The following is a 7,698-nucleotide window of genomic DNA, read 5'->3' as shown; positions in this document are numbered from 1 at the left end:
CGACGCTGAACGAGCAGCGCCACGGCTTCTCGGCGGAAAGCGTCAAGGCGCTGGGCGAGTTCCGCAAGGCGCTGGCCGACGCCACCAAGGCCGCCAACCTGACGGTGGCGGCCGATCCGGCCAAGATGGACAAGGTGATGGTGCTGGTGATGCTGGTGTACCTGGTGATCCTGGTCACCATGGTCTACGGCCCGATCGCCGCCATGCTGGTGGAGCTGTTCCCCACGCGCATCCGCTACACCTCGATGAGCCTGCCGTACCACATCGGCAACGGCTGGTTCGGCGGTCTGCTGCCGACCACCTCGTTCGCACTCGTTGCGTACAAGGGCGACATTTACTACGGTCTCTGGTATCCGATCATCATCGCTATGATGACCTTCGTCGTCGGCCTGCTGTTCGTGAAAGAAACCAAGGACAGCGACATCTACGCCGCAGACTAAACGTCTAATCGTCCCAGGCCTGCCTTCGGGTAATCCTGGTTTTGAAGCCGCCAGTACTCCTGGCGGCTTTTTTTATTTCCTTTATTCAAGAAATCTTGCAGTTCCGGCAATCCAGATCAAGAAAAATTGCAAAATGTGTATGGATTTGCCGATTAGCACTGTCCAAAGCTGGCGGGCTTTGCTATTGTCCATGTGTTAATTTTCTCAAGGCTTGCGGAACGGCATACAGCATGTATTCCGGAAGAAAAATACCAGATTGCCATGACATTCATTGTTTCCGGTCCATGTCCCGCATGACAACCCCGGATAGCCGCAGCGTCCCCTTCCCTTCCCGCCTTGCCTCGACGTTCCGCTTTGTGTTCAGCTGCGAAGTTGTGCCGGTACGATGAAACTTCACCCATTACGCCTTGCCGGCACCGTCACTGGCCAAGAGATTTTCCGGATCGCCTCGGTTTGCCTGTATATCACTCTGCTCTTGCACGCAGTGCTTGCCGCATTCGTCAACAAGGTGATGCTGTCCGACCTGAGCGTCGTGGCCGTCAGTGTGCTCGTCACCCTGTTTTTTGCGGCGCTCGCGCGCTATTTCTGGCCGAATGCCATTCCCTTTGGGCGTGCTCGACTGCTCATCGAATGGACCACCTGCATCTTCGTGATCGCCAGCCTTGCATTTCAACAGTCCATGCCTGCCCAGCCTCTACCCTGGCTGATCGGGCTGGCCGGGATCTTTCCGCTAGCCGTTGAAGCTCCGCTCGCCATCGGCATGGCGTTTACGGTGACCTTCATCGAAGCGAGCCTGAATATCACCCTCGGCACCCATCTGGTGGACTGGCTGCCGCAATTGTTCGCAACCATCTTCATGGGCTTGTCGTCGATCTTCCTTGCCGATGCCTTGGCCAGCAACGCAAAAGCGATCCAGCAGGCGCATCACAACCAGCGCCGCTTCGATGCAATTGCGCGAGCCGCGCGGCATGTGTTTCTCATCGCCGACAGCCGGTTTCGCATCAAATTCGCCAACCGCGCGCTAAGGGAAGTCATCGGTTACGCTCCCGAAGAAATCGACAACGACTTGATGCGCCCGATCTTCCATCCCGACGACAGGAAAGCCCATCGTCGAAAATTGCGCTACCTGCGGGACACGCCGCACAGCAGCATCTTTTCGCGGCACCGGACCCGGCACAAGGACGGGCACTGGGTGTGGCTGGAGACGCGCGGCTACAACATGCTTCACGATGACGCCATCAATGGCTTCGTTTTCAGCGTCGAGGACATATCGGCGCGCAAGGATGCCGAAACAAGGCTGGAAGAAGAGCATGCGCTACTGCGCGCGGTGCTGGACCTGAATCCCTCCATGATCTACGCAACGGACAGGGAAGGCCGTTTCACCATCAGCAACCAGACCTTCCAGCGGCGCTTCGGCTATCCCTCCGAAGGCGCCCTGCGCGGCAAGACCATCTCCGACATATTCTGCGCTGCCGCATCCCGCGACAGCGCGCGTACCGCCCGTGAACTTGCCGAGCGCCTTTACCGACAGGATCTACAAGTCATCCAGAGCAGTGCGCCACAGGAGGACCAGGAGATTCAGTGCGGCTGGGAAAACGGCTTGCCCAACTGGTATCGCGTCAACAAGTATCCTCTGCGCGACACTCGCAGCGAAGTAGTCGGCGTGCTCTGCATCTCGCGCGACATTACCGATCGCAAGGAATACGAAATGCGCCTGCAACACCAGGCACTGCATGATCCGCTCACCGGCCTGCCAAATCGCCGTTACTTGCTCAAGACGATCTCCGACGTCATCGCAAACACCAGTGAAGCATCCCGCCAGATCGCCATGCTGTTCTGCGACCTTGATTTTTTCAAGAGCGTCAATGATATTCACGGCCATGACTTCGGCGACAAGTGCCTGACCGAAATCACGCGCCGCATTCTCGCTGAACTGCCCACCGACGACTTCGTCGCCCGCTTCGGCGGCAACGAATTCGTCATCCTGTCCAATGCGACACTGGATGAGGCAAAGGTCAAGGCTGAAGTCCTGCTGCAGGCTGTGTCGCAACAGTTGGCGGTCGACGGCACCGTCGTGAAAATCCAGACCAGCATCGGCATCGCCCTGCTCGACCCGGAGCACAAGAATCCTTCTGAACTGATCCGCGACGCCGATGCTGCGATGTACCAGGCGAAGGAGCGCGGGCGCAATCGCGCCGAGATCTTCGATGCCTCGCTGCAGTCTTGCACCACCAAGCGCGCGCAAATGGATGTAGCGTTACGTTTTGCGCTGGAACGCGATGAACTGGCGCTGGTGTACCAGCCGAAGGTATCGATCCTCAATGGCGCATTGAAGGGGTTTGAATTGCTGCTGCGATGGAATAATCCGCAGTACGGCATGATCCCACCGATGGAATTCATCCCGGTGGCGGAGAGTTCCGGCCTCGTGGTGCCAATCGGGTTATGGGTCCTGGAAGAGGCATGCAAGCAGTTGCGCAGGTGGCAGGACGAGTACCCGGGAATGGACCGTTTCACCATTGCAGTCAATGTTTCGATGCGCCAGCTCCTGCAATCCACCTTCCTGGCCGACGTGAAGGACATCCTCGAGCGTACCGGTGTCGATCCTAATTCCATCGAACTGGAATTGACCGAAACCTCTGCGATGGCCAACCCGGTACAGACGATCGAGACGCTGAGCGTACTGAAGGGCCTCGGATTCCGCCTCGCGCTGGATGATTTCGGCACGGGTTACTCGTCCCTCTCCTATCTGCACCGTCTGCCGATCGACGTGCTGAAAATCGACAAGACCTTCGTGCAGGGACTGGACAAAAATCCGAGTGACGCAGAGATCGTGCGCCTGATCCTGGCGCTTGCCCAAACGCTCAATCTCGATACAGTTGCAGAAGGCGTCGAGACGCGTGAAGACATGCTGCAGCTGAAGAAGATGGGTTGCTACCTGGCGCAGGGCTTCGCCTTTTCCCCGCCGGTGCCAGCACAGGATGCGGAGGAACTCCTGCGCACATCGCAGCATTTCCAGGTTGCCTGAGGGGCTTGCAGGAAACGCCCGGACCCGCCTTGCGCACAAGGAGGCCCGTCAACAAGGTTGACGCCACTCCTCACTCGTGAATCACGGCGTCAAGATCAGCAAGCCGAGCCGGTTCTTATCCACTTCTTCGCGCCGCATCTTCATCGGCACATAAGCAACGTCCGCCCAGCGCTGGGCAAAGTTATTGTAGAGCGGCGAAAAAATGTTCCCCGATTCACCGGTCGAATGGATGAACCGCGAGTTTTCAAGGTTCGACAAGTCGTATAGCGCACGCAGGCTGGCAGCATGATGGCTGGTAAATGGCTCCTTATCGTCTCGTAGGCTGTAGCGTCCGACATTCACGGTGTAGGTGTCTCCCGGTGTCGGCACGCGGATATCGAAAAATCTTGCCAGCACATCGACCTTGCCAAACGGGCGATGCTCCGATCGCGCGACGTGCGCATCACCCCAGCGCCACTTTGAAATCTCGGGGCCGTAGCGCTGCACCAGACGATCCAACGCGACGTCCAGCGAGGCCGACAGCAATTCTTCACAGGTCTGAGGCTGGGTTTGTGCCGGCTTCTTCGTATCCGCGCACCACCTGCCCTGCCCGTCCTTGTTCTTGAGCACGTTCACCATGGGCTGGTGCACATTACGCTGGTCCCAGTAATCGTTCATCAGGTCGTCGCCTAGTTCGTCAGCGAAAATCGCGTGCGAGGCGGCGCGCATCCATGCCGTGAAAATAAGCGGCTCCGGACGGTTAGTCGCCATCGACCCGTTCCACCCCCTCAGCGTGTCGAGGGCTTCCTTGGCGCGGTCGGTCTTCGGCACAGTGTTGCGCAAGATCGGCAGCAACTCCTGGGCGGCGAGCGAGACGTAATCCTTTTGCATCTCCGCAAAGCTGGCCATGCTGTGCTTCGGCGTTGCGTCCAGCATTTGGCTGATGCGTTGCACGCGATACGGCAAGGTCCATTCGCTCGTCAGGAAATGCGGATAATCCGGCCCGACGATCTTCTGGTTGGCGGTCATGAAACGGTGCGACGCGGGATTGAACTGGCGCGGCAATTCCTCGAAGGGGATGAAGCCCGTCCAGTCGTAGCGCGCATCCCAACCCGGTGCCGGCGCAAGTCCTCTCAAATCATTTTCCGGCTTGCGGACCGGCACGCGTGCCGGCGCAACGAAACCGATATTGCCATCGATGTCCGCATACACCATATTTTGCTGCGGCGCACCGAAATCCTTTGCACCGTCCAGGAACTGCTGCCAGTTCTGCGCCTTGTTGAATTTCATGCCGGCCTGCAGCGTGACATCGTCAGGACGCAGCGCCGTCCAGGCAAAGGCGATCACATATTTCCGGGCGTCGATCGGCGCCTTGTCAACGAGCGGCAGCGCGCCGGTGATAACCGGGCCGTGGCGGGTCTCATTCACCTCAAATGTCACGTCCGGCTGCCCCTTGACCTTGATGGTCTCGGTTCGCGTCTTGAACTCGGACCAGCCCTGCGGCGTCTGGTACTGCTTCTTGTTGTCCGGATTGATACGTTCGATGTACAGGTCCTGCACGTCAGGCGCGGTATTGGTGAAACCCCACGCGATCCTGTCGTTGTGCCCGAGCACCACCGAAGGAATGCCCGGCAAAGTCGCACCGATGACGCTCATCCCGGGCGCCGACAGATGCGCGAAGTACCACAATGCGGGTGCGGACAGGCCAAGGTGCGGATCGTTCGCGAGGAGCGGCTTGCCGGTTTCCGACAGATCGCCGGAAACCACCCAGTTGTTCGATCCCATGCCCTCGATATACGACGGCGGTGCGGCCGCCGCGACAGCGGCGAGCTGCTGCGTAGTTCCGGACAGCTGACGGTACAACAATGTGTAATCCTGGGTGGCTGTGACCGGATCGCCGGGATACGGCGGAAGAATCTCATTGATCTGCGCCAGCGACAACTTCTGCGCCGCGCGCATGCGCAACAGTTCCTGCGTCCAGTTCGAACCAAGATCCCACGCCATCATGGTTTGCCAGCCGATGGAATCCACTGGCTGCCACGGGGCGGGAGACGGCGCGCCGGACAGGATGAACTCCGGCGGCAGCGGTCCGCTACGGTTGGCAAGCCAGGCATTAATGCCGCGCGCATAAGCGTCCAGTGCGGCGCGCGTCTCAGGCTCGAGGTGGGCAAGGATTCGTTCGGCATTGCGCCGCACGCCCAGGGTGCGCAAAAAACGATCGGTGTTGAGCGCGCTCGGCCCGAGGATTTCAGCCAGTCTTCCGGCCACGATCCGCCGATTCATTTCAAGCTGCCACAAGCGGTCCTGCGCGTGCACGTATCCGAGCGCAAAATAGGCGTCCGCGGTCGATTTGGCATAGATATGAGGAATCCCTTCGGCATCGCGCACGATATCCACCGGCGCCGTCAGCCCCTCCAGCTTCAGCTTGCCGTCGACCTGGGGCTGGCTTGCGCTCCGGTACCACAATGCAACGGCTACGAACGTCGCCAGCAATGCGACCAGCAGCAGCGCAACTTTTTTCAGTATTCCAGTCATATTGTTATTGCCTTCAGAATTTTCGACGCCAACGCTTCTGAATCAAGAGTCATTTTTTGCCACATGGTAAGATGTCGTTCTACGTGATGACAACGCATACAGGCAGCGCTTATCTTATGAAATTTGATGTCGCTATTGTCGGAAGCGGGCTGGCCGGACTCTCCGTCGCCCTGCATCTCGCGAAAACCCGCAAAGTGGTGATCGTCTCCAAACGCAGCCTGCTCGACGGCGCCAGCAACTGGGCTCAAGGCGGCATCGCTGCCGTGCTCGATTCCGGCGACAGTCATGAGCAGCATATTGCCGATACCCTGATCGCCGGCGCTGGCCTTTGCGACGAAGGCGCAACCCGCCACATCGTCGAAAACAGCCGCGAAGCGATCGAATGGCTGATCGCGCAAGGCGTGCCTTTTACCCGTGACCCGACTGCGGAGCTAGGGTACCACCTAACCCGGGAAGGTGGCCATAGTCAGCGCCGCATCATTCATGCTGCCGATGCCACCGGGCATGCGGTGCAGGTGACCCTGGAGCAGAAGGCGCGCTCCCATCCGAACATCACCGTACTGGAAGACCATTTCGCCATCGACATCATCAAGTCGGACAAGCTGGGCGTGGGCGGTACGCCGTATTGCGCCGGCCTGTACGTGCAGGATGTCAACAACGGAACGGTCATGACCCTGGCTGCCGACCAGACGGTGCTCGCCACCGGCGGCGCGGGCAAGGTCTATCTCTATACAACCAATCCGGATACGGCCACCGGCGACGGCATTGCAATGGCGTGGCGCGCGGGATGTCGCGTCGCAAACATGGAATTCATTCAGTTCCATCCGACCTGCCTCTACCACCCCTACGCCAAGTCCTTCCTCATCAGCGAGGCGGTGCGTGGTGAGGGTGGCTTGCTCAAGCTGCCGGCCGGCGCTGGCGCCGCTGCCGGCAAGCGTTTCATGCCCGAGCATGACGAACGTGGGGAGCTGGCGCCGCGTGACGTGGTGGCGCGCGCGATCGACTTCGAGATGAAGAAGCGTGGCCTCGATTATGTCGAACTCGACATCAGCCACCAGCCGCCGGAATTCCTGAAGTCGCATTTTCCGACCATCTACGCCCGCTGCCTCGAGCTCGGGATCGATATCACCAAACAGCCGATCCCGGTAGTGCCTGCTGCGCATTACACATGCGGCGGCGTCGTGACCGACATGAATGGCCGCACGGATATCCCCGGACTCTATGCAGTGGGAGAAACCGCGTACACCGGTTTGCATGGCGCGAATCGGCTCGCCAGCAACTCGCTGCTCGAATGCCTGGTGATCGGTCACTCTGCTGCCAAGCATATCGAACAGCAGGCCAAGCCAGCGTCCAGGCCACTGCCAGCGTGGGATGAGAGCCGGGTCACCGACGCGGACGAAGAAGTCGTGATCGCGCACAACTGGGAAGAGCTGCGCCGATCGATGTGGAATTATGTAGGCATCGTGCGGACCACGAAGCGGTTGGAGCGCGCGCAGCACCGCATCCGCCTGCTGCGCGAGGAGATCAATGAGTACTACTCGCAGTTTCGCATCACGCGCGACCTGCTGGAACTGCGCAACCTCGTTGAAGTGGCTTCACTGATCGTCGACAGCGCGCTGTCTCGCCGCGAAAGCCGTGGCCTGCATTTCAGCCAGGACTTCCCGGAAACCTTGCCGAAGGCCTTGCCGACGGTGTTGTCTCCCGCGCGGCGCTAAGCCA

The 7,698-nt window shown here is 59.5% G+C and carries 4 protein-coding genes; 3 read left to right on the top strand and 1 reads right to left on the bottom strand.

All coding sequences use genetic code 11. The annotated features are described in order from the left end of the window. Both VJ698_RS16930 and VJ698_RS16925 read left to right on the top strand, forming a co-directional pair. Positions 1 to 440 (top strand): MFS transporter (locus tag VJ698_RS16930; protein WP_324103959.1); only part of this gene is annotated, 440 nt, incomplete at its 5' end. A gap of 385 nt (positions 441 to 825) precedes the next feature. After that, entirely contained in the window at positions 826 to 3,465 is a 2,640-nt protein-coding gene (locus VJ698_RS16925; protein ID WP_324103958.1) for a putative bifunctional diguanylate cyclase/phosphodiesterase, read from the top strand. Positions 3,466 to 3,546: 81 nt separating this feature from the next. Here VJ698_RS16925 and VJ698_RS16920 read toward each other — a convergent pair whose 3' ends face one another. Then, a complete protein-coding gene (locus VJ698_RS16920; RefSeq protein ID WP_324103957.1) occupies positions 3,547 to 5,979 on the bottom strand; it encodes a penicillin acylase family protein in 2,433 nt (810 codons plus the stop codon). A 116-nt stretch (positions 5,980 to 6,095) separates the two neighbouring features. Between VJ698_RS16920 and nadB the strand changes: the two genes are divergently transcribed. After that, positions 6,096 to 7,694: an L-aspartate oxidase gene (gene nadB, locus VJ698_RS16915; RefSeq protein WP_324103956.1), complete on the top strand. Its 1,599-nt coding sequence runs from the start codon at positions 6,096 to 6,098 to the stop codon at positions 7,692 to 7,694. Positions 7,695 to 7,698 lie beyond the last annotated feature (4 nt).

Origin of the sequence: Noviherbaspirillum sp. (genome assembly GCF_035254685.1) — a bacterium.
Classification (GTDB): Bacteria; Pseudomonadota; Gammaproteobacteria; order Burkholderiales; family Burkholderiaceae_D; genus Noviherbaspirillum.
The sequence above is the reverse complement of the archived record's forward strand: the minus strand, read 5'-3'. Positions and strand labels throughout refer to the sequence as shown.

Bases quoted from the DNA above. Each gene is read 5' to 3' on its own strand.
- VJ698_RS16925 (WP_324103958.1), top strand. From the start codon at position 826: ATGAAACTTCACCCATTACGCCTTGCCGGCACCGTCACTGGCCAAGAG.
- VJ698_RS16920 (WP_324103957.1), bottom strand. From the start codon at position 5,979: ATGACTGGAATACTGAAAAAAGTTGCGCTGCTGCTGGTCGCATTGCTG.
- nadB (WP_324103956.1), top strand. From the start codon at position 6,096: ATGAAATTTGATGTCGCTATTGTCGGAAGCGGGCTGGCCGGACTCTCC.